The organism is Anabaena sp. FACHB-1237 (assembly GCF_014696225.1).
Taxonomy (GTDB): Bacteria; Cyanobacteriota; Cyanobacteriia; order Cyanobacteriales; family Nostocaceae; genus FACHB-1237.
Window position 1 is genome coordinate 114018 of the sequence record NZ_JACJPV010000006.1, and the last position, 21936, is coordinate 135953.

Below are 21936 nucleotides of genomic sequence, written 5' to 3' on the forward strand. Positions count from 1 at the left end.
ATTGTTTGGTATTATAGCAAACAAATAAATCTGCGTTTATCTGCGTTTTTTTATTAATACTTGTACCTCACTTGAATAGGAATTGCGGCGTTGCTGAAGTATGATATTTATTTCGCGCATTAGCGAAGCACTTGCGTTAGACGCAAAGTTTCAAATTTTGAATTTCTCAATTTCATACCTGAGTTCAGCAACCCCGGAATTGCTATAGCTTTAGATGTTACAGTTTACCAGTTTTAAAAAAAAGAAAATTGACACGACCTATAGACCTACTTCCTCCACCTACACCCTTTCCATCCCAATCATCCCAAAATCTAGCAGGCAGGTGTCCTTGAGGTGATGATATATTAAACGTGACATCTTTATACCACAACCTCCGTCCTCCTATCCTCCATCCTACTCTATCGCCAAAGGCAGTCCAGATTTGATCATTATATTCGTTAGTGCCACCCAAACTTTGATAAATCTGTTTCTGCACAGAAAAACCAAAGTGCCCATTACTGTACTTGATCCACAAATCATCAATGACATGAAGATCATCATCAGGAAATAACATGATCCTGAAAGTTTCCTTATCCGCTTCTTTCCATTGACCACATTTTAAAAATTGCTCTAGTTTTTGACAGCAGCTTGGTATAGTAGTATTAACAACTTCTGAATTAGATTTAATTCTGGATACTAGAAAAGAAAACCCTCGTCGTACATCACTTCGATATTTTCCATTTTTTTTCAGTGGATAAATTGCAGGTAAGTGTCCTTGTGGTGCAGAAGTATTAAAAGTTAACTCTTCATAATATAACCACTTATTTCCTATCCTCCATCCTACTCTATCGCCAAAGGCAGCCCAGATTTGATCATTATATTCTTTAGTGCCACCCAAACTTTGATAAATCTGTTTCTGCACAGAAAAACCAAAGTGCCCATTACTGTACTCGATCCACAAATCATCAATGACATGAAGATCATCATCAGGAAAATGATCAATACTTGTTTCATTTAACCAACCTTCTTTTTTTCGATTTGTTAGCGCTAACATGATCCTGAAAGTTTCCTCATCCGCTTCTTTCCATTGACCACATTTTAAAAATTGCTCTAGTTTTTGATATCCACTGACTACAGGTAATTCTGTAACAGCTAGAGAAGCAACTAGGTTAATATGTTGATTTACAGGATTAATCTCATTAATAACTTCTGGAACAGATTGATAACGATACTTGGGAATAGGATGTGCTAATTTGTCCAAAATCTTACCCAATTTATCACTAACCACATTTCCATTCAAGTAATCTCGCCATACCCATTCCCCTTCTAAGGAACTATATAAATCAAAGGGACTAATTCCTGTTAATAAATGGAAACAACTCACACCCAAACTATACAAATCGCTGCTAAATAATGGTTTACCCATAGACTGTTCAGGAGCGCAATATTCAGCCGATCCTATAATTGTTCCTATAGCTGTACGCTGCTGTGGCTTTACTACCTTAACTGCGCCAAAGTCTACTAAAAATAGTTTGTTATCACTATGACGACGTATGATATTATCTGGTTTGATATCCCGGTGTATAATACCCTGGCTATGAATTGCTTCTACAACTGGTAATAAGTCCTGTAATAAATCCCAAATTTTAGACTCGTTAAATATTCCCTGGTTTTTTAATTCTGTTGATAAATTATCACCATCAATAAACTGTTGTACCAAATACAAATGGTTGTTGTCACTGAAGTATGCTAATAAAGCGGGAATCTGTGAATATTCACCAAGTTTTTGTAATTGTTGCGCTTCTTGTAAAAACAATTCTGTAGCTTTTTGTAAACCTACTGTTTCTTGGTTTGGGGGTACAAATTGCTTAATAACGCATTTTTCGTTTAATTTGTCAATATCTACCGCCAAATAGGTTTTAGCAAATCCACCACTACCCAATGTTTTAATTGGTTGATAGCGGTTTCTCAATGTTATTAAGGTAACTCCACAGCTAGGACAAAATTGGGTGTGTTCAGGAACTGGGGGGTTATGACACCCTGGGTTGAGACAACATATTTGATTCATGGTTGTGCAGTGGTAGATACATTTATAATTAATATAATTAAGTATTTACAATGTAGCACAAATTGGTAATATTGTTTGGGGAAATTTGAATAATACGATTTAACCTGTTATTGCCATTTTTCTATAAGATTCGCTTCTGTGTATTTTGGGAGATAATCATTTTCTAAACCCCTCATAGTCTGTTGAAGTAAAAATTGATTCCATTCTTCATTTTCTGTATTATTCCTATATGATAACAAGGGGTTATAAAGTGTTGGTTTGCGATCGCTAATGTAATTTTATTATGATTATCAGTTCCCCCGGTCATCGCTATAATTTCCCCATCCCGATATCCAGTGGACTAATAATGCTTTATTTGAAACAGAAACATGATGTATAGCAATCCTAAATAACCTTTTTCTAAGTTAAAATTTAAGACTGAATAATGCTTTTAATGGCATTGATAAAGTGAAAAAACTTAGAGAGCGTGTATTTTCCAGATTTAAATAAGGTGCTATCATTCGTGAACCGTTTATTTTTTGGTATTCAGGTACAAGTGATTTTAGTTCTTTTGATGGACTTTCAAGATTATCAGGATTTCTGAATGCATATTCTCGAAATTCCTCTGCAAGTTCATATAAAAGTTTAGGGTAAAGTTGATTTTCTGGTTCTTCTACACATAACAAAGGATGAGGGTTAGGATCATATAAAAGCACCAAATAAGCAAACATTTTGATAGTTCCATCAGAAACATATCTTGCTAAAAAAGGATCATGAAAATCACCATCTTTAAACCTTAATAATACTCTTCCTTCCTCAGTAATTTTTGCATCAACTTGACTAATACCTGGAACTCTTTGTTTTAACTTTTCCAGAATTTTTTGGAAAATAACAGGATGTCTTTTATAGAGAAATTCCGTCACCATTGCTAAGTTTTCGCCCTCTTTGGAAAGATGTTCTGCATAACTAGATTCCCGTTCTAGTCGCGCTTGTTGGATATGAAAATCAGAAATATGCCAATTTTCAAGTAAATTACCAATTGCTTTACTTGCAGGGAATTTTTCAAATTGTGCTAAACCTTTTAAAGGCAGAATATCTGGAGATTTTAACTCGTGGTCTTCTCTTTTTAATTCTTTTTCATCTATAATCTGATCAGGCTCATTAATAACAGCTTGTCCTTTACCTTTAGAAAAATCAATAAACCTCCAAGGTTGACCTTTACTACCTCTGCGGTATTGAAGAATCTCTCTTTCTATGAGAGGAAGACCATCTTCTTCGGCGATTTGCAAAGAATAAGTAATTAAGGGTGATTTATCAGCTAGACGAAATTTTAATTCAATTTCTATTAGTCCGGTTGAATTGCGGCTTCTTACTTCCTGAAATCCTCGACCTCCTCCTAATTTCGTGAGGGCAACATGAACATTATCGGTTAAAGCATCTTTGAGAAAACTGAACACATTAAAAAGTGTGGTTTTACCAGTACCATTTGCACCGACAAAAACGCACATCTTGGGAATTTTTTTAATTTCCACATTTTTGAAAGCTTTAAAGTTTTTTAGATGGATACTTTCGATTTTCATGACTCACCATTAAAAGATTTTTTGAATAGCAATTTGTGTCAATAGTATAATTTATTCGCAAAAGAATTTTTTTCATTAATTAAGTTCGCGATTTATTTAATTAAAAATAAAATTTAATGCCTGTTTGATAATTAATTCTTGATCTACCATATTTCTCAAGGTTAATTCATCATAAATTCCGCCAAAAGCTTCTAAAGAAGCATTATCTAAAGCTCGATTATAAGCTCCTGGTAAAATTTCTTCTATTTCTTGTTTGTTCATGTAATATCCTCCAGCTTTTCTGCGTTTGTTGATCCGATCAATTGCGTCAATAGCATTCCGAATGGAAACATCCCAAGAATGAGTTGTCCTTTTTTCTGCCTGTTGTTTAATTAAATGGACTAAAAGCACTACACAATAGCTATAAATTTTATTGATTTTATCTTCTTTGCTCATTTCTTCTAATTCATCAATTAAAGATAGAGCCGCTTTTAGGTTGCCAGAAACCACTAATTCTCTGAGTTCTAGTAATTCTTCCATGATTTGCTCTTTCCTTGAAGTTTGCTATTTCTAGCATAGCGCTGATAACGCTATCAACTACAGATACACCACTAATGATAACGGTTGTTGTGCAAGTTTTGCCAATTTCTGCTAGAGTATGAGCGATCTCGCAAGCTCTGACTTATCAGTTCGCTTCCGTATCCGCAGTAAGCACAATCACAACACATAAAATTCAGAAATTAAGCTCCCACGAAGAAGCCTTTGTCAAGTAAGATAGAATCAAAGGACTGTATAAAGGTAAAAATATGCAAATAGAGGATTATTTTGAATTTTTAGATCCAGACGATATCCGCATTAAGGGTCATAGAATCGGTATTGATGATGTGATTGATTATTACTTACAAGGATACATACCTGAACAAATTCTGGAAGATTTGCCATCGCTAGATTTAGAAAAGATTCACGCTACTATTACCTACTATCTCCATAATCGTGGGGAAATAGATGCTTATATGTTGCGGTTGGCTAGGTGGAGAGAACAGCGTTATCAAGAAGCTGCGGCTAATCCTTCCCCGATGATACAGCATTTGAGAGCAATAAAGGCACAACGAGAACAGGAGCGGCTTAATCTTGTATGAAGATCCGTTTCTTGCTTGATGAAAATTTGCTTGATGAAAATTTGTCACCAAAGATAAAGTTTGTGTGGGGTTATGTGCTAATATAGTAAGTATCTAAATTATTACCTAATATTAAATTATGATGTCGTTAAACCCTCCTCTCAATAAAGAAGATTTTATTAAGTCTGGCTGGCAAGAAGTAATTGATAACAGCGAGAGAAAAGATTGTCAGAGCTATGACATGGCATTCTGGAATAAAGCGAAGAAAGCAGAAAAAGCGGGAAATACTAGAGAACAGGCAGTTTTTGGAATTTTAGCTGCTATAACTGGTGCTGCTATCGAACCAAAATCAAACGATGAATTTTTAAATCAAATTTTTAGTAACTTCACAGAAGAACATTTAAACTTTCTAAGTGAGATTGTACTTGAAATATCAGATCCAGAACTTCAAGCAAGAGTCGCTGATATTCTCTGGGTGAAAAAGGGTGACTATCGAATGGGAAAGTTAGCTGTTGATGCTTATTTAAAATCAGCTAAGGAATTAGAACATCGTGAAGAATGCTCTAATTGTACAGATGAGATTGAAAGGCTGTTGAAAGAGGCATGGACTGATTGTACATACAGAATTGAAAGGGCTTTGAGGTTAGCACTTAAAATTAATTATAAGCCAGAAATTGTTGTTGAATATATAGATGAAGTTTTAAACCGTAACCAAGGAAAAGATCCGTTATGGTTATCTGTCAAATTAATGGAACTTTTGTTAGATTGTAAACTTGGCAATGCTAATAAATATTCTATTCTTGCTGAAAAAGGAGCAATTTTTGCAGAATCTAATGGAGAGTGGGATAAAGCTAGGAGATGGTGGGAAATTAAAGTAGAATGGCATCGTATTGAAAAGAATTATGAAAAATTATATAAATCAAAAATTCTTGCTGCTGAAACTTACATCAAGGAATCTGAAGATTCGTTAACTAAATATCCAACCCCTTACTCCAAAGCATCTCATGACTTACAAAAAGCCTTTGAAGCATTTGAAAGATTAAAAAGCCAAGGTACAGAAGAGGAAAGAACTGCTATAAACACTAAATTAGAAGAAATTCACAAACCTCTTCTTGAGTATCAGCAGCAATCATCTAATGAGTTAATAAAAGTTTATTCTGAGTTTGATATTAGCAATGAAATAGAACTAGCTCAATCACAGGTTAAAGGAAAAAAATTCTCAGAAGCAATATTAGCTTTAGCTTTGTTAGGAAGTCCTCAAAAAGTTTTAGACCTTCGCCAGATGGTAGAAAGAAATTCCTTGTTATCTCAATTCATGCCAATAAAGATAAAAAATGATATGGGAAAGACTGTTGCACGTCAACCTATAGAGCCAAATAAAGCAGAAGAGGCAATCCTTTTTGAAATGTACAGGATAGCAATTGTGACTCATAGATGTCATACTCAAGCATTTATTGAACCAGCTAGATATCAAATATTTTCAGAACACATATTACAAAAAGCTGAAGATAATAGAATTAAAGAGACTGATTTAATACCATTAGTTTCAAATAACCCCTTTGTACCACCAGGAAGAGAAAAGTTATTTGCAAAAGGTCTTTACGCTGGTTTGATAGGAGATTTCATAACCTCTACTCATATTTTAATTCCTCAAATTGAAAACTCTGTTCGCTACTTACTTTTGAAAAGAGGAGTAATCACTTCAGGAATTGATAATAAAAATAATGGTATTCAACAAGAAGATAACTTAAATTCAACGCTTTATCCCAGTAAATATCCAAAAATTACTTCTATTTTTGATGAAGATACTCTTCTCGATATTCGAGGTTTACTAATTGAACATTCTGGCTCAAATTTAAGAAATAAAATGGCTCATGGTTTAATTAGTGATGATGATTTTTCTAGTTCTATTTTCTCTTACTTATGGTGGTTAACATTACGGTTATGTTTTTGTATAGGAATATTAGTTCCTCAAGAAATTGTAGAGGAATCTAATCCTTGGATTAAATTTGCTGTTATGTTTAAAGATGATCCATTATTTGATGAATTTGTCGAAGAAATGGCTAAAAATCGCCGGGAATTAGATGAGGAAATAGCTAGTTACGAAGCATCTTTAGAGGAGAATGATGTGGCGTGAGTATATATATTCTCGATACTAATATTGTGACTCTTTTTCAACACAAAAATACTCTAATTACTCAGCGTATTTGGTCTATTCAGCCTAGTAGTATATTTATTACAGTTGTGACTTTTCAAGAACAGTTAGAAGGTAGGTTAAAACAGGTAAATAGTAACAGTCAAAAAACTGAAAAACTAATATCTGCTTATCGAGATTTGCGAAACCTTCGTGATTTTTATAGTAGTGTAAATTTATTGGATTTTAATGAAGGAGCTTGCGAATATTTTAAAAAACTGCGTCAGCAGAAAATTAATACAGGTACACAAGATTTAAGAATTGCTGCTATAGCTTTAGTTAATAATGCAATTTTAGTCACTCAAAATTCCCAAGATTTTAACAAAGTTCCTGATTTAAAAATGGAAGATTGGAGTAAATATAAAATAAACTAATTTCAAAATCAAGATATTGCAATTTAACAATATCATTTTCAGATTTATATTCTCTAAAAATCCATTCTCCCTCATTAGTTTTGCTATAGTGCATGACTTGATATTGATTTTGTTCTACTAAAACATATTCTTTAAATTGGGGAATAGAACGATAAAAAGTAAATTTCTCACCTTGATCATAATTTTTTGTAGACTTAGATAAAACCTCAACAATTAATAAAGGATTAGTCACAGTAGTATTATTTTTACTTGTATAACTAGCTTGACCATCAGTTACAATTACATCAGGATAAGTATATTGTCTTAGTTGTGGAATCCATAAACGCATATCTGCCATAAAAACTTCATATTTTTTGCGTCTCAGGGCATATAATAAAATAGCAGCAATAGCTAGTGTAATTTTATTATGATTACCACTTCCTCCAGTCATAGGTATAATTTCTCCATTGCGATATTCGCTTTTATAAAGTGCTTTTTCCTCTAATTCTAAATATTCTTCAGGGGTGTAAGTATGTATGCGAGTTTGTACTTCCATATTATTCTCCTTGACAATATTTTTATTTGCAGATTTCATTTAATTATAATCAAACTACTACACCAAAATCTTAATTAATAAAATTTGATTGATTGTATCATAATCAGATAAATTTTAACTAATCATTCTTCTTAATCCATCACGAAAAACCTGAAAACTTCTTGATTGGTTGTTTTCCACATCCATGTGGGGGGATACTTTTTGAGCAAAGTCCATTTTTTGTAACCCTGTCTCATAGCCATATCTTTTCAAAATTTTATCTAATTCTTCCCATGTCCCACCTTTGATAGTATCTGGATTACGAAATTTAGCTTGTTGGGATAAAGAAGCAGGAATTTTTTCATATTCAGCCCTGATTGCTGCTACATCACCGATAAACCAAGACTCCAGTTCTTCTACAACAATTCGATGAAGAACAATATTTCCTTTTTTTTGGGTTACAATGCTACTAGCATCACAGAGTTTCTTCTTTAATTTTTGACAATCTGATCTATCTTCGTCTACTAAAATGACAATTCGCCAGTCATCAGTTACAAAATTAGCATAGGCTTTCATGCGCTCAGGCAATCTTTTTAAAAGTCTATCTTTACTTTGAAAGTTATGAATTTTAAAAGTATGAACATTACCTATAATTTTAGGAACAATTTGTTTTAAAGCAATTTCTGTGGAGGCTTCTTCTACTAAAAATTCTATGTGCATAATTGATATTACTAATAAGGTAATCCTCTCAGATATCCTTCAGACCAGAGATCACCTAAACCAGCTTCGGTTTCTATAAAATGTTTAGCATTCTCAATTTTATCAGCCCTGGTAACAGTTGCATAACCATTATCATCTCGTTGAAAAATCCAGAGTTGTCTAGCATCTTTGATAGTATTAACAAAAAATGGTGAGTGGGTAGAAACAAAAACTTGTGCGCGTTGGGAATATGCTTTTAACTCTTCACTCAAAGGATCAAGAAGCCGATGGTGAAGCCCATTTTCTGGTTCTTCAATACAAAGTAGTTGGGGGGGATTAGGATCATTTAATAATATCAAATATGCCAATAATTTAAGTGTTCCATCTGAAGAAAAACGTGCTAGAAATGGCTTACTAAAAGGTGCATCTTTAAATAAAAGAGCGAGTCTACCATCAATTGTTGGTTCAGATTCTACTTTTTCTAATTTAGGAATACGTTTGGCTAATAACTTCAAAATTTTGGATAAAGTTTCTTGATGTTCATCAGCAAGGTATTGAACTACATTGGCAATATTGTCTCCTTCACGAGTAAGATGTTCCGTTGCACCAGCCGTTGCTAATTGACGAGCTTGATCTGGGATAAAATAGGAAAGAAACCATCCTTCAATAAAACGGCGTAAACTGGCAATACGTGGGTTATCTGACAATTGACCAATAGTTTTAATTGCTAAAGAACTTGGATCATCCATTTTATAGGAGATTCTATTGTCAGTTATTTCTGGATTTTCACCACTAATTACTACACCTTCACCATTTTCAAACTTCAAAAAATCAAATGGTTTGCCATGAATACCTCGTTTCCATTTGAGAGTTTCTCTGGAAACAATTGGCGCTCCATTTTGTAAAGCAATAGCAACTGTATAAGTAATTTTAGGAGATTTCTTATTTTCACGATATATAATTACAATTTCAATTTCCTGACCTCCACAATCACGGGAAATAACTTCTTGAAATCTTCCCCGCTTTTCTAAGGCTTTTTTCACATTAGTAGTGAGACAATCTGAAAGAAATCCTATGACATCAAAAAAGGTAGTTTTGCCACTACCATTAGGACCAAGGAAAACAGAAAAAGGTTTAATATCTTTTAGGGTAATATTTTGCAAAACCCTATAGTTTTTGACAGAAATTTCTTCAATTGTTGCCATCACATTATCACTTGTATAACTTGAATATCCAGATCCCCGACTTCTTTAAGAAGTCGGGGATCTGATGTTAATTACGCTTCATCCAAAGCTGCAATACCAGGTAAAACTTTACCTTCTAACAACTCTAAACTAGCGCCACCACCGGTGGAAATGTGGCTCATTTGATCAGCTAAACCGACCTTTTCTACAGCCGCTACAGAGTCACCACCACCGATAATGGTAGTTGTGCCGGTTTTGCCGATTTCTGCTAAAGTATGAGCGATCGCTTCTGTACCCTTAGCAAATTTATCAAACTCAAACACACCCATAGGACCATTCCATATTACAGTCTTACAATCAGCTAAAGCCTCTTGGAAAAACTTCACAGAATCAGGACCAATATCTAAACCCATACCATCAGCAGGGATATTCTCAATAGCTACAGTAGTAGCATTAGCATCAGGCGCAAACTTATCTGCGGAAACAATATCTGTAGGTAACAATAAAGCTACACCACGTTCTTTAGCTTTAGCTTCTAATGACTTAGCTAACTCTAACTTATCTTCTTCTACCAAAGACTTACCCACACTTAAACCACGTGCTTTGTAGAAGGTGAAAATCATTCCACCACCAATAATCAACTTATCGCACTTTTCTAATAGAGTTTCAATAACTCCAATCTTACTAGAAACCTTAGAACCACCAATGATAGCAGCTAAAGGACGTTGAGGCTTTTCAATAGCACTTTGTAAGTATTGTAATTCCTTCTCAACCAAATAACCAGCTACGGAAGGACTTAAATATTTAGTTACACCTTCAGTAGAAGCATGAGCGCGGTGTGCAGTACCGAAAGCATCATTCACATAAAAATCAGCGTTAGATGCTAACTTTTGGGCAAACTCAGGATCGTTCTTTTCTTCTTCTTTGTAAAAACGTACATTCTCTAATAAGAGAACTTCACCATTTTCTAACGCGCTCACTTTAGCAGCTACATCATCACCAATACAGTCATCAGTTTTGACAACTTCCTGGCCTAATAACTCAGAAAGACGTTTAGCAACAGGAGTTAAACGCAACTTGTCATCTACACCCTTGGGACGGCCAAAATGACTTGCTAAAATCACCTTAGCACCTTTTTTGGTCAAATCTTGGATAGTTGGCAGCGCAGCGCGAATACGAGTATCATCAGTAATATTACCTTGATCATCTACAGGTACATTAAAATCAACACGAACTAAAGCACGTTTACCAGAGATATCAGCAGCAGACAAACTAGCTAAATTTTTTTTAGACACAGCTAAACTCTCCTAATTGATTTTTTGTTATTGTTTTGAAAGTATCACCATTTTGATTCTACTGGACTATGGCTACTTCGCTGAACAGTAGCAAAAAGATCAATTTTTAAAATTTTTAAGTATTTAGTATTTTTTATAACTTATTTATTATTTTGCTACTGATTAGTTGTTGAATATTTGTAGATTTATGTTAAATCTTATGTTAAGTTTTGTAATATTATATAAAGATAGTTTTGATAATATCTGTGTAAATTTATGGACTTAGAACCCGGCGCTATCATGGGAATCTCTTTCTGCGCGGCACTAGTAGCTATTACTGGTATGGCAATTTATACTTCTTTTGGTCCACCAAGTAAGGAATTAGATGATCCCTTTGATGATCATGATGATTAATAGTGCTTTTTAGTAAGTGCAGGGTGCAGGGTGCAGGGTGAAAATTCTGTATTCTGACTCCCAACTCCCAACTCCTAACCCTTAGTAATTTCCAAAAACCAGGCTTTTAAGTCTCTAATATCTTCGGCAGTAGCAGTACTTAAATTAAAAGCAGATTCTATTAATTCTAATTTACGATCAAATTGATGAGAAATGCCGGGAAATGAACTCATATTAGTTTTACAAGGTATGTAAATATCTGTTAACGAGAGAATTTCATTAACTATCCTCTCATGTAATAAATTTCCTGTAATATGCCATAGAATACATTGACTTAAACAGCTTAAAGCATCCAGGGCAACTTGTGGTTCAGTAATACGATGTTGAATTTGATCTAATACAAAAGATGCCACTTTTTCCACATTTGTTAGTGTAGCTTGCCACTCTGTAGGTTGTCCAGGGCTGATAATTCTTGCTAAAGACCAAAATGCTTTTTGTCGTAAATGTAGATGTTGATTAGATTGAATGATAGACTGTAATCTGGTGATGTTTCTTAAAGAAGGTTCGGCACAAATACCAAAAGAGTTAAGCAAATAAACGGAAGTTTTCTGATGAGAATTAATCGCAAAATCCTGATAAATTAGTTCAGTAAAATCTGACCATAATAGTTTACCAGGAGTGTGAGCGATCGCTGAATATAAATCATTATGAGATTGAAACCGCGATAATCCTGCTTCAAATTGGCGTAAAATCCAATTATGATATCTTTGTTCCAGTTGTCTAGTTTGAAAATCACTAGCATCAGAAGGTAGAACTTGAATAATATTAGATAAAGCCATCACTGCTACAGTTTGTCTAGTGCGTTTTAAATCAGCATTATAATTATTTCCTTGTTCCAACCATTGCAATAAACTATTAGCAATAGATAGACGATTTGTAGCTAAACGACTTTGATATTCCAACCTTTTTTTCTGTTCTTGAACAGCGCCATTTTGCCAACCCTTGGAAAGACTTAAGGAAACTCTACCCCATTCTGTAAATTGTACTTCCACTGTAGGATCAACATCACTACCTATACGAAAACGAGGAATATGAGGAATGAGTTCTTTTTCTGTAATATTTCCTCCTGTATTCACAGAAGGAAACGCTGTTTTTGCTCCTGGTTTTGTTGCACCAACTTCTATTTTAAATCTTAAATCTGGACGATCCTTATGTACAAGAGTTAATAACAATCTTTCATCAAAAGTATATTCAACTTCTAAATTTAACTCATCTCCTGGTTGAATATTCGCACTTTTTATTTCTTCAGATTTTACATAACGAGTCCGTTGTAAAGTAGTATTTTGACCAAGTTTTGAACCCATTCCTACCCAAGCATTAAATCCAATTAAACCGTCATGCACCATTGGTAAACGAAAGCCATTTAATGTAGTCCGATAAGGGTATTTTTGTCCATGGGCAACCAATAATTCTAATTGTGATTCTTTGGTATTAGGATCAACAACTTCTAACCAAATATTGGTAGGATTAATACCTTCAGGATTTCTCACTGTACCCGCAGCATAAAGCGCAGCACCACGAGCAACCGCTAAATCAGGATCACCTTCACAAAGAATTAATGTCCCTGGTAAAAGACGCTCTAAACGCTCTCTAATTAAAGGAAAATAAGTCATTCCCCCATTAAGTAAAATCGCGTCAATTGTGGGAACTTTACCTAATTTATCCTTAGCTTTTAATAAAACATCTAACACTGGAACGACAAAAGTATCCCGACGATCTGTAAAAGGTGGTTCATTAAAAGCAGTTTGAGGATCTAACTTTTCAATTAATTCTGGCTTAATATCCAAACATAATAAATCCTTTAGTGCTTCCTGCATTTGCCGATAATTAACACTATAAAAAATCGGGAAACTGGCATCTAAACCGACATATTCAAAAGCCAATTTAAACTCATCTTTTTCCAAACTATCTAAATATTTAGCTCCCCAAACCTGTTTAAACTTTTCCGCATAAATTCTCAATTCATACCAAAGTTTACGCTGTTCTGGTGTTGATAATCTTTGGATTCTGCTATATTTATCAAACAGATAATCAACAATTCTTTCATCAACTTGATCTCCTCCTATTCTTGTGCGAGAACCAATGGAAATATCATCAATTAAAAATTGGGCAACATCACTATTCCACTCTACTTTATGTAAAGAAGTATCTAAAGTACCTCCTCCTAAATCATACACGAGAATATTTAAAGGATGACCAGTATCTAAACTAGCGAAAATTTCCCCATTGGTAAAACGGTAGAGAAAATCATATAATGCTGCCTTTGGTTCTGCCAATAAAACAATATCATCCTTTTTCCAACCTGCTAAAGTAGCTGCTTCTCTTGTAGCTTCAATTGCATCAGGTTCATAGGATGCAGGATGGGTAATTACCACTCCTCCCACATCAATTTGTTTTTTAATTAACTGTTGACGACAAAATTTTAAAACCTCTCCCGCAGCTTGTTCTGGTTTAATTTTGCCAATACTTAATTCATATTCAAAAGGTAGACCATTTTTCAATGTACCAATATCATGTTTCCAGGCCAATATAGTTTGATCTCTAAAAGCATAAAATTGACTGCGAACGTGCTTACCAATTTCTGCATGATCTAGTTTAGAAAAACGCACGGAAGAAGGAATTAATTGAGTCTGTTGTAGTCCTTCTTGTTCATTTTTCACAGGAATATTAATAGCTGTGGCTGTCCATTGTTGTTGATAGTTTAATTTTTGGTTTGCTAAGGCTATAACTGTGTTAGTAGTACCTAAGTCAATGCCTAAATAAGTAGGACGGAGGACATTTTTAATAAACTCAATATACGTAGCTTTTTCTCTGAGCTTATTTCCCAGTTGGTTATTACCAATAGCTAAGGTTTTAATACCTTTACTAGTTAAATTGATAAATAAATTGGCATAATCATTATCATTACTAACTACAGCAATGATACTGATTTTAAATTGCGAATTATTAATTAATTCTCCGGCTGTTCTAACAATTAAATTATCTACTTCTTGCGGTACAATACTTAAACCTGGTGTTAATTCAAAACGATATTGTAAATCCCGTAATTTACTCCCATAAGCAGCGAGAACAGATGGAGTATTAGAAAATGCCCGACGTTCTACCACAGTACCATATTGTCGACAAATTTCTTCTATTTCTCGTAGTTCTGGTTTAATATTATCTAAATCCAATAAAATAGCAACATTTTCAGCCATTATTTATTCTCCTATATGTTTGTATATGGTGTTTTATAATTTGCCTATAGTAATATATAATAATATATTTTATGTATTTAATTCTCTGATTTTAGCAGGTGTGATGATTGTTTCTCCTACTTTCCATCCTTGTTGAATACATTCAACTTTTTTAATTTCTTGCTGATTTACAAAAGATTTTCCTTCTATATATGCATATTCCGAAAGTTGCTTTTGGGAGATTTCTAAGGGCTTTGTCAATGATTTTGGATAGGTTTCTATACCTAATTCTTGCAATACTTTCATAATATTTCTCAGGATAATAAATACACTCAAAGATTGTTCTGAAGAAAGTGCAGGTTCGCCATTTTCTTCTATTTGTGATTCTAATATTTTCATCATTTGTTGCATTTGATCTAGGGCTGGTTGTCTACCATTTTGTAGAGAAGTAGCAATTTCTATTAAGGCTTTTTGTTTTCCTTGGTTACGCTGTTGTTGTAGTTGTTCTTCTAGTTCTAATTTTTGTTGTTCTAGGGTATGAATTTGATTTTTTAAATTTCTTTCAATTTCTCCTATACTAATGACTAAATTACTGGCTGCTTCGGCTTTAATGGCGGTATGAGTTACTTGAAAACGTTTCATTAATGCCATACCAAAATCTTGTAATTTGCGGCTTGGTCCTGCATCTATAATTTCTTGAAAACCTCTGGATGCGGTAAACATTGCCTGAGCATCTTCGGACACTACACCAGGTAATTGAAACAGAATTAAATAGGTTTTAGATTGATGATTTTGGAAGTAATTAATCGTATCACTTAATTGACTAATTCTGCCAATATCTCGATTTTCTGTATCTAAGAATCCATATTCTGCATTATTAATTAACCCTCTAATAGCAGCTTGTGATTCTTGATAGACTTCCTGGGGTGTAAGTTTTTTAGTGCGAGAAATGTGACGATAAACTTCATCCACTTCTATTCTTTCTGCTGGAGGTATTTTACTTAAAAGTTCTGCCCAGGAATCTTGATAATTCTCATTAAGTAGCTTAATGCCATTTTGGATCATTTTTGCCCGTTTTTGTAGTTCTTCTTTGGGACGAGGTGTAAAATCTTTGTAGCAGTCTTCTATAAATAGTAAGAATTGTCCCCAAGGATTTTTTTGTAATGTTTGTAAATCAAATGCTTCTTTTAAATTAGGTACATTAGTCTGATCTGATTTTTTTTGTGGACGTGCTAATACAGATTCTTTATCATGTTTAATTACTGGTTTTGGTGTGGGTTTATCCATAGTCAATGATGCAATTTCAAGGATGAATATATTTAGTAATACCTAGGAATATTTGTCAAATACTAGCTATCAACTATCAAACTTTAGTAATTTTGCTAGATGATCAGCCTAATTTAGATGACATTATTTGTAATTATAATTACTCTCAAGCATAATGGCAACTTTTTATTTAGTATAATTTAGTTGATATTTCTTAATAAACAATTATTAATCTTTATTTATCTTGTTATTATTTTTACTCGTTATTCTCAGGGTTCAGCAATCAGCCGTACTGTATTGAAGTTGTATCAGTTTAATGTATAAGTTTCACAGGAGTTTAACAGACAAGATGCCTGTTCCACAAGAGCTAACAATATTATAATTATACAGATTTAGGGTATGGTATGGTTCGACAAGCTCACCAACCACTTCATAGAGTATAAATCGTGTTAATAAACAAATTTTTGATATTTGACGCACCAAGTTTTAAGGGTTTTGCAATTGGTGTCAAATTAACGTGAAACGTAAGTCAGCCAACAAATAAGCCTTCTATAGCTTAAGTTGACACCATTAAGCATTGCTAAACCCCTACTGACGGTTGACGGATGAAAGTGGATATTTAGGCCAATCCTAGTTCTCTTTGTAATAAATTAATAGAATGAGAACCGATGTAGTTTTCACAACGAACTAATTTAGGCGGACGGATGATATCATCTATGAAGTTTTGCGCTGTACCTTGGGCTGATGTATAACTAATTTGATCTGTACAAAATACAATTTCACAACGTTTAATAATTGCATTTAGTTTGTACGCGTCTTTCGGTTGTGCAGTCATTACTAGTAATTCATCACCTCTTAATCCATGTAAAATTACTTCTGTAGCTCTTAAAATGCCTGGGCTAAGACTAACTATACCAATACAACTAGATTTAGGCAAGTTCTTTACTAAGTTCAATTCTTTTGCATAGTCGTGAATATCCAAAGGAATAACTCGCACTGCTTTTGGAGCAGCGATCGCCTCTACTTCTGCGATAAAATATCTACTGGTGACTAGCGTGGCTGAGGTAGTTTGTTCTAATACCGCCAGTAATTCCTCTGTAACTACCAACTGTACAGGAATTTCCAATGCCTCTTCTAACTCATCTACCATTAATTCCCCTGCACCTAAGTCTTGTGATGGTACAACTACCAAAACTCTAGCACTACAACGTAACCGCCAATCCACTTCTGTTAAAAACAATTCTCTTGCTTGACTTAGAGAACAACCTTGATTAAATAACTCATCTAAGGCATTTTGTACTACTTTATATGCTTGAGGATATTGTTTAAGTATGGGTAATTGTAATCTACTGCCGCCTTCATGTCCTTGAGTACGCACATAAATTCCTGAACCTGCTAAACTTTCTACAAATCCTTCCTCTTCTAACTGACGGTAAACTTTACTAATGGTATTTCGATGTAAACCAGTTTGCATAGCTAATGCTCTGGTGCTAGGTAGTTTATATCCAGGTGGGTATTGACGAGAAGCGATCGCAAATCTTATCTGATTAAATAATTGATTAGAAGCAGGTATTTCGCTATCTGGCTGAATACGGAATTGAATCATTACTAGGTTTACTCCATAAAAGTTATTACAAATTATCAAATAAGCACTACTTTACTAAAAACAATATATATATTGTTTTTGATATAAATAAATAAATATCTTACCACTGACAATGATAGTTCTATGAGAAAATTATGTTAACTATTATTATTATTTTTGATAGTGTTGTCACAGATCCTATTAGCTAAATGCTGATAGCTGATAGCTGTAAGGGTTTAGGAGTGCTAAACCCCTACGGATAGCTGAAAATTAATTGAATTGACGTTTAGAAAGAGAGCAGATTAATTGTGACCGTTAGAGTACGCATAGCACCTAGTCCCACAGGAAATTTACATATTGGTACAGCGAGAACTGCTGTATTTAATTATTTATTTGCTCACCATCATGGTGGCAAATTTATTCTTAGAATTGAAGATACAGATTTGGAACGTTCTCGTCCCGAATATACTGAAAATATTATGTCGGGTTTACGTTGGTTAGGAATAAATTGGGATGAAGGTCCATTCTACCAGTCTCAACGTTTACATCTTTATAGAGAAGCAGTGCAAAAACTTTTAGATCAAGGTTTAGCTTATCGTTGTTATACCACATCTGAAGAATTGGACGCTTTACGAGAATCCCAAAAAGCTAAAAATGAAGCACCTCGTTATGATAACCGTCATCGTCATCTTACACCAGAACAACAAGCAGCTTTTGAAGCACAAGGCCGTTCTTCTGTAATTCGTTTCAAAATAGATGATGATCGGGAAATTGTCTGGCATGACCTGGTACGTGGTAAAATGTCCTGGCGTGGCAGTGATTTAGGTGGTGATATGGTCATTGCTCGCGCTGCATCCGATGGTGTGGGTCAACCATTATATAATTTTGTGGTGGTGGTAGATGACATTGATATGCAAATTAGTCATGTCATTCGTGGAGAAGATCATATTGCTAACACAGCGAAGCAAATCTTACTTTATGAGGCTTTTAACGCCACAATTCCCCAATTCGCCCATACTCCCCTCATATTAAATCAAGAAGGACGCAAATTATCTAAACGTGATGGTGTAACTTCTATTTCTGACTTTCAAGCAATGGGTTTTACACCTGAAGGTTTAGTAAATTATATGACGTTGTTAGGTTGGTCACCTATAGATAGCACTCAAGAAATATTTAGCTTAGATCATGCAGCTAAGGACTTTGATTTTGATCGAGTTAATAAAGCAGGTGCTAAATTTGATTGGGATAAGTTAGATTGGTTAAATAGTCAATATATCCATAATATGCCTATTGATAAATTGACAGATTTAATCATACCTTTTTGGGAAAAAGCAGGTTATCAATTTACCAGAGGTAGAGATCGTCCCTGGTTAGAACAGTTAGTAAGTTTAATAGCGGCTAGTGTGACTCGCTTGGTTAATGCTGTAGATATGACTAAAATCTTCTTTACAGATGATATAGAATTGAGTCCAGAAGGTAGTCAACAGTTACAACAAGAAGGTGTCAAAGCTGTATTAGAAGCGGTTTTCAGTAGTTTAAACAATCAGCAATTAACAGCGGAATTAGCCCAGGGTATTATTAAGCAAGTTGTGAAAGAGAAAAATGTGAAAAAAGGGTTAGTTATGCGATCGCTCAGAGTAGCATTAACTGGAGATGTGCACGGACCAGATTTAACACAAACATGGTTATTATTAAATCAGATTGGTGTTGATAAAACAAGACTAGAAAAAACCATAGATATAGCTGAGATTGAGATATCTGCCATGTAAAACCTAGACAAAACTAGACTTTACTTTCTACCTCAACGGGTACAATGGAAGAAGCTATCCCTCTGAGGATAGCTAACTTAAACAAATTTAAACAAATATTGTAACCATCCTAAAAAATGGGTCGCCCGGGATTCGAACCCGGAACTAATCGGTTAAAAGCCGAGTACTCTACCGTTGAGTTAGCGACCCGCTTGCCTTTAGCAACTTTCTCAATATAGCAAACTCTTTTCATATTTGTCAACTACTTTGAGGAAAAAATTTGAAAAAAGTTTGCTAACAACCTAAAACTTAGTCACAGACAGTTTTATAGACATAGTTCTGCTTGCTCCTGGTTTTAAAACCGTGAGATATTCACCTGTATTTAGGGAATTTCTACCAGCAGTCCAAGGTTCGAGACAATAGAAATCTTTACCTTTAAGAGTCCAGAAAACCAGCATAGCATAAATATCATCATAATCCACAGTTAATTTCAGCTTACGATCATGATCTGTAACTGTGGCTGTCTGACTGCGTAAATGTCCGAAAGCAAAGTCTATTTCATCCCGTAAAAAATCAAATTTACCATCAAAAGCGTATAATTCTTTAGTTTTTTGGTCTAAATATTGTCCAGAAGGAATGGAAAAGTCTAACTGTGACTTATCTCCACATTGAAAATAGGGATGAAAACCCGCAGAGAAAGGTAAAGGAACGGTAGATAAATTTTGATAATCTTGATCAATTATTAAATAATTACCTTGAAGAGTGTAGGTAAAACTAAGTTTAAAATCAAAGGGATAAACAGCGCGGGTTATTTCATTACTTTGCAAAACTACAGTTAAACTAACCTTGTCTTGAGTTGTTTGTGTAGTTACCTGCCAAGGTAAATCTCGTGCAAAACCGTGTTGTTTAAGCTGGTATTGTTGACCATTATAAGTATAATTATTATCTGGTAAATTCCCACATATAGGAAATAAAATTGGTATACCACCACGAATACTTAACTCTGGGTTTGTGAACCTTTCTGAATCTAAATACAGAATTTCTTGACCTTGAATTTGCCAACGAGTAATAATACCTCCTCTTTCTGGTACTACTTCTATGAAAGAATTAGCAGTATGATCAGCAAGAATATAAGTATGATACTGATTTTGATTTTGTGTAATTGTGTACATGATAATAATGGATAATTAACAATGGATAATTAACATGGATATAGCATTTCCTAATCTAATCAAGTAGAATTAATTATCCGCGTTTATCTGCGTTTTTTAACTAATTCCTGTACCTGATTGTTTTGGGAATTGCTATATACTTATCAAGCCGTAGGGTGCGCCACACACAAATAATCTGTTTATTGGCTTGATTTATGGTATCTGACACACCCTACAATTACTATTGATCTTCAGCGAAAATGAAGCGATATAATTCACTAGCATCTGGTTCAGGACTGCTTTGTGCAAATTGTACTGCATCATCAATAACTGCTTCAATTTTCTTCTCTACTCCTTTAAGTTCATCTGTTGTAGCTAGATTATTTTCTATTAAATATGCACCTAAATTTTTAATTGGATCACGAGAGAACCAAAATTCCTTTTCTTCTTTACTGCGAAGTTCATCTGGATCAGCAAGAGAATGTCCTCGGAAACGATAGGTCAATGCTTCAATCACGGTTGGACCTTCTCCCGCACGAGCACGAGCTACTGCTTCTTGGGCAACTTGACGTACTGCTAACACATCCATCCCATCTACCTCTACACCTACCATGTTAAACACACTAGCTTTTTTGTAGATTTGTGGATCTGATGTTGCGCGATCGTGCGCCATACCGATCGCCCATTTATTGTTTTCTACCACAAATAAAATTGGCAATTTCCATAACGCAGCCATATTCAATGTCTCGAAGAATTGACCATTGTTAGCAGCACCGTCTCCAAAAAAACAAGCTGTAACTTGATCAGCATTTTTATCTCCTAACACTTCGCGGCGATATTTGCTTTGAAATGCAGCACCAGCAGCTACCGGAATACCTTCTGCTACGAAAGCATAACCTCCTAATAAACGATGCTCAGAAGAAAACATATGCATTGAACCACCACGGCCTTTACTACAACCTGTGGCTTTACCAAATAATTCTGCCATAACTTCTCTTGCAGGTACACCAGCACTTAATGCATGAACGTGATCACGGTAGGTACTGGAAACGAAATCTTCGCCTGGACGCATTGCTCCTTGAATAATACCTGTAGATACGGCTTCCTGTCCATTATACAAGTGGACAAAACCAAACATTTTGCCTCTATAGTACATTTCGGCGCATTTATCTTCAAAAAACCGCCCTAATGTCATATCTTCATATAACCGCAATCCTTCTTCTTTGGTAATTTGGACGTTAGCAGTATTAAATGTGGGTAATGTGCGCTCTTGAGCCATGCTTGTGAAGTATCCTTGTTATATAAGTTTTAGCTATTAGCTGTCAGCTATCAGTAGTCAGCTAATATTTTAATGAGGAATGATTACCAAATGTTAATTTTTTTAAACTAACCATCTTAATTATATAGATATTTGAAGACTATAGCCATCATTCTTCACATTTCAGGCTGATAGCTGACTGCTGACTGCTATTTGCTAGGTTAGCAGTTATTAGATGTGTTTTCTGCATGGTTTTCTACCATATAATAATTTCAGATAGGAAATTTTCTTTATTTTTGGTAAAAACTACTATAATTGAATTACATGATACAGAAGTTCATATTTCAGTAGTTCACA

Annotated in this window: 17 protein-coding genes and 1 tRNA gene; 5 read left to right on the forward strand and 13 right to left on the reverse strand. The window is 34.5% G+C overall.

Annotated elements, in window-relative coordinates; translation table 11 throughout:
- Window positions 1-217: 217 nt before the first annotated feature.
- The 3 genes from H6F32_RS04860 to H6F32_RS04870 all read right to left on the reverse strand — a co-directional run bounded on the left by H6F32_RS04860 (window position 218) and on the right by H6F32_RS04870 (window position 4125).
- Window positions 218-2047: a serine/threonine-protein kinase gene (locus tag H6F32_RS04860; protein WP_190368208.1), complete on the reverse strand. Its 1830-nt coding sequence runs from the start codon at window positions 2045-2047 to the stop codon at window positions 218-220.
- A 404-nt stretch (window positions 2048-2451) separates the two neighbouring features.
- Complete coding sequence (locus H6F32_RS04865; RefSeq protein ID WP_190368209.1) at window positions 2452-3606, reverse strand: AAA family ATPase; 1155 nt, start codon at window positions 3604-3606, stop codon at window positions 2452-2454.
- A gap of 96 nt (window positions 3607-3702) precedes the next feature.
- The gene (locus H6F32_RS04870; protein WP_190368210.1) at window positions 3703-4125 is read right to left on the reverse strand and encodes a DUF29 family protein; all 423 of its coding nucleotides are present in this window, start codon (window positions 4123-4125) and stop codon (window positions 3703-3705) included.
- A gap of 266 nt (window positions 4126-4391) precedes the next feature.
- Between H6F32_RS04870 and H6F32_RS04875 the strand changes: the two genes are divergently transcribed.
- The 3 genes from H6F32_RS04875 (at window position 4392) to H6F32_RS04885 (ending at window position 7271) form a co-directional block, all read left to right on the forward strand.
- Entirely contained in the window at window positions 4392-4724 is a 333-nt protein-coding gene (locus H6F32_RS04875; protein ID WP_190368211.1) for a DUF433 domain-containing protein, read from the forward strand.
- A gap of 118 nt (window positions 4725-4842) precedes the next feature.
- Window positions 4843-6840, forward strand: a complete 1998-nt coding sequence (locus H6F32_RS04880; protein ID WP_190368212.1) for a DUF4209 domain-containing protein — start codon at window positions 4843-4845, stop codon at window positions 6838-6840.
- Window positions 6837-7271 (forward strand): PIN domain-containing protein, encoded by a 435-nt coding sequence (locus H6F32_RS04885; protein WP_190368213.1) that lies wholly within the window; start codon window positions 6837-6839, stop codon window positions 7269-7271. Before H6F32_RS04880 ends, H6F32_RS04885 begins: the two co-directional genes overlap by 4 nt.
- Here H6F32_RS04885 and H6F32_RS04890 read toward each other — a convergent pair.
- The 4 genes from H6F32_RS04890 to H6F32_RS04905 all read right to left on the reverse strand — a co-directional run bounded on the left by H6F32_RS04890 (window position 7216) and on the right by H6F32_RS04905 (window position 10963).
- Window positions 7216-7806, reverse strand: coding sequence for a Uma2 family endonuclease (locus H6F32_RS04890; protein WP_190368264.1), 591 nt, complete (start codon window positions 7804-7806; stop codon window positions 7216-7218). The two genes, H6F32_RS04885 and H6F32_RS04890, sit on opposite strands and share 56 nt — an antisense overlap.
- Before the next feature lie 114 nt (window positions 7807-7920).
- On the reverse strand, window positions 7921-8505 hold the full coding sequence (locus tag H6F32_RS04895; RefSeq protein ID WP_190368214.1) for a DUF4276 family protein: 585 nt from the start codon (window positions 8503-8505) through the stop codon (window positions 7921-7923).
- A gap of 11 nt (window positions 8506-8516) precedes the next feature.
- Window positions 8517-9689: an AAA family ATPase gene (locus H6F32_RS04900; RefSeq protein ID WP_190368215.1), complete on the reverse strand. Its 1173-nt coding sequence runs from the start codon at window positions 9687-9689 to the stop codon at window positions 8517-8519.
- A gap of 71 nt (window positions 9690-9760) precedes the next feature.
- The gene (locus tag H6F32_RS04905; RefSeq protein WP_190368216.1) at window positions 9761-10963 is read right to left on the reverse strand and encodes a phosphoglycerate kinase; all 1203 of its coding nucleotides are present in this window, start codon (window positions 10961-10963) and stop codon (window positions 9761-9763) included.
- A 255-nt stretch (window positions 10964-11218) separates the two neighbouring features.
- Here H6F32_RS04905 and psbN point away from each other — a divergent pair, with 255 nt between their 5' ends.
- Entirely contained in the window at window positions 11219-11356 is a 138-nt protein-coding gene (gene psbN, locus H6F32_RS04910) for a photosystem II reaction center protein PsbN (protein WP_190368217.1), read from the forward strand.
- Between the two features lie 74 nt (window positions 11357-11430).
- Here psbN and H6F32_RS04915 read toward each other — a convergent pair whose 3' ends face one another.
- The 3 genes from H6F32_RS04915 to H6F32_RS04925 form a co-directional block, all read right to left on the reverse strand.
- Entirely contained in the window at window positions 11431-14592 is a 3162-nt protein-coding gene (locus tag H6F32_RS04915; protein ID WP_190368218.1) for an Hsp70 family protein, read from the reverse strand.
- Window positions 14593-14661: 69 nt separating this feature from the next.
- Window positions 14662-15858: a hypothetical protein gene (locus H6F32_RS04920; RefSeq protein ID WP_190368219.1), complete on the reverse strand. Its 1197-nt coding sequence runs from the start codon at window positions 15856-15858 to the stop codon at window positions 14662-14664.
- A 598-nt stretch (window positions 15859-16456) separates the two neighbouring features.
- Window positions 16457-17443 carry a GntR family transcriptional regulator gene (locus H6F32_RS04925; protein ID WP_190368220.1) on the reverse strand — a complete coding sequence of 329 codons (987 nt, stop codon included), beginning with the start codon at window positions 17441-17443 and terminating at the stop codon, window positions 16457-16459.
- Window positions 17444-17730: 287 nt separating this feature from the next.
- Between H6F32_RS04925 and gltX the strand changes: the two genes are divergently transcribed.
- Entirely contained in the window at window positions 17731-19191 is a 1461-nt protein-coding gene (gene gltX / locus H6F32_RS04930; protein ID WP_190368221.1) for a glutamate--tRNA ligase, read from the forward strand.
- Window positions 19192-19308: 117 nt separating this feature from the next.
- On the opposite strand, the gene H6F32_RS04935 is transcribed toward gltX, so the two are convergent.
- The 3 genes from H6F32_RS04935 to pdhA all read right to left on the reverse strand — a co-directional run bounded on the left by H6F32_RS04935 (window position 19309) and on the right by pdhA (window position 21600).
- Window positions 19309-19380, reverse strand: a tRNA-Lys gene (locus H6F32_RS04935).
- Between the two features lie 92 nt (window positions 19381-19472).
- Window positions 19473-20342, reverse strand: coding sequence for an aldose epimerase (locus tag H6F32_RS04940; protein WP_190368222.1), 870 nt, complete (start codon window positions 20340-20342; stop codon window positions 19473-19475).
- Between the two features lie 220 nt (window positions 20343-20562).
- Window positions 20563-21600 carry a pyruvate dehydrogenase (acetyl-transferring) E1 component subunit alpha gene (pdhA, locus tag H6F32_RS04945; protein WP_190368223.1) on the reverse strand — a complete coding sequence of 346 codons (1038 nt, stop codon included), beginning with the start codon at window positions 21598-21600 and terminating at the stop codon, window positions 20563-20565.
- Between the last annotated feature and the right edge of the window lie 336 nt (window positions 21601-21936).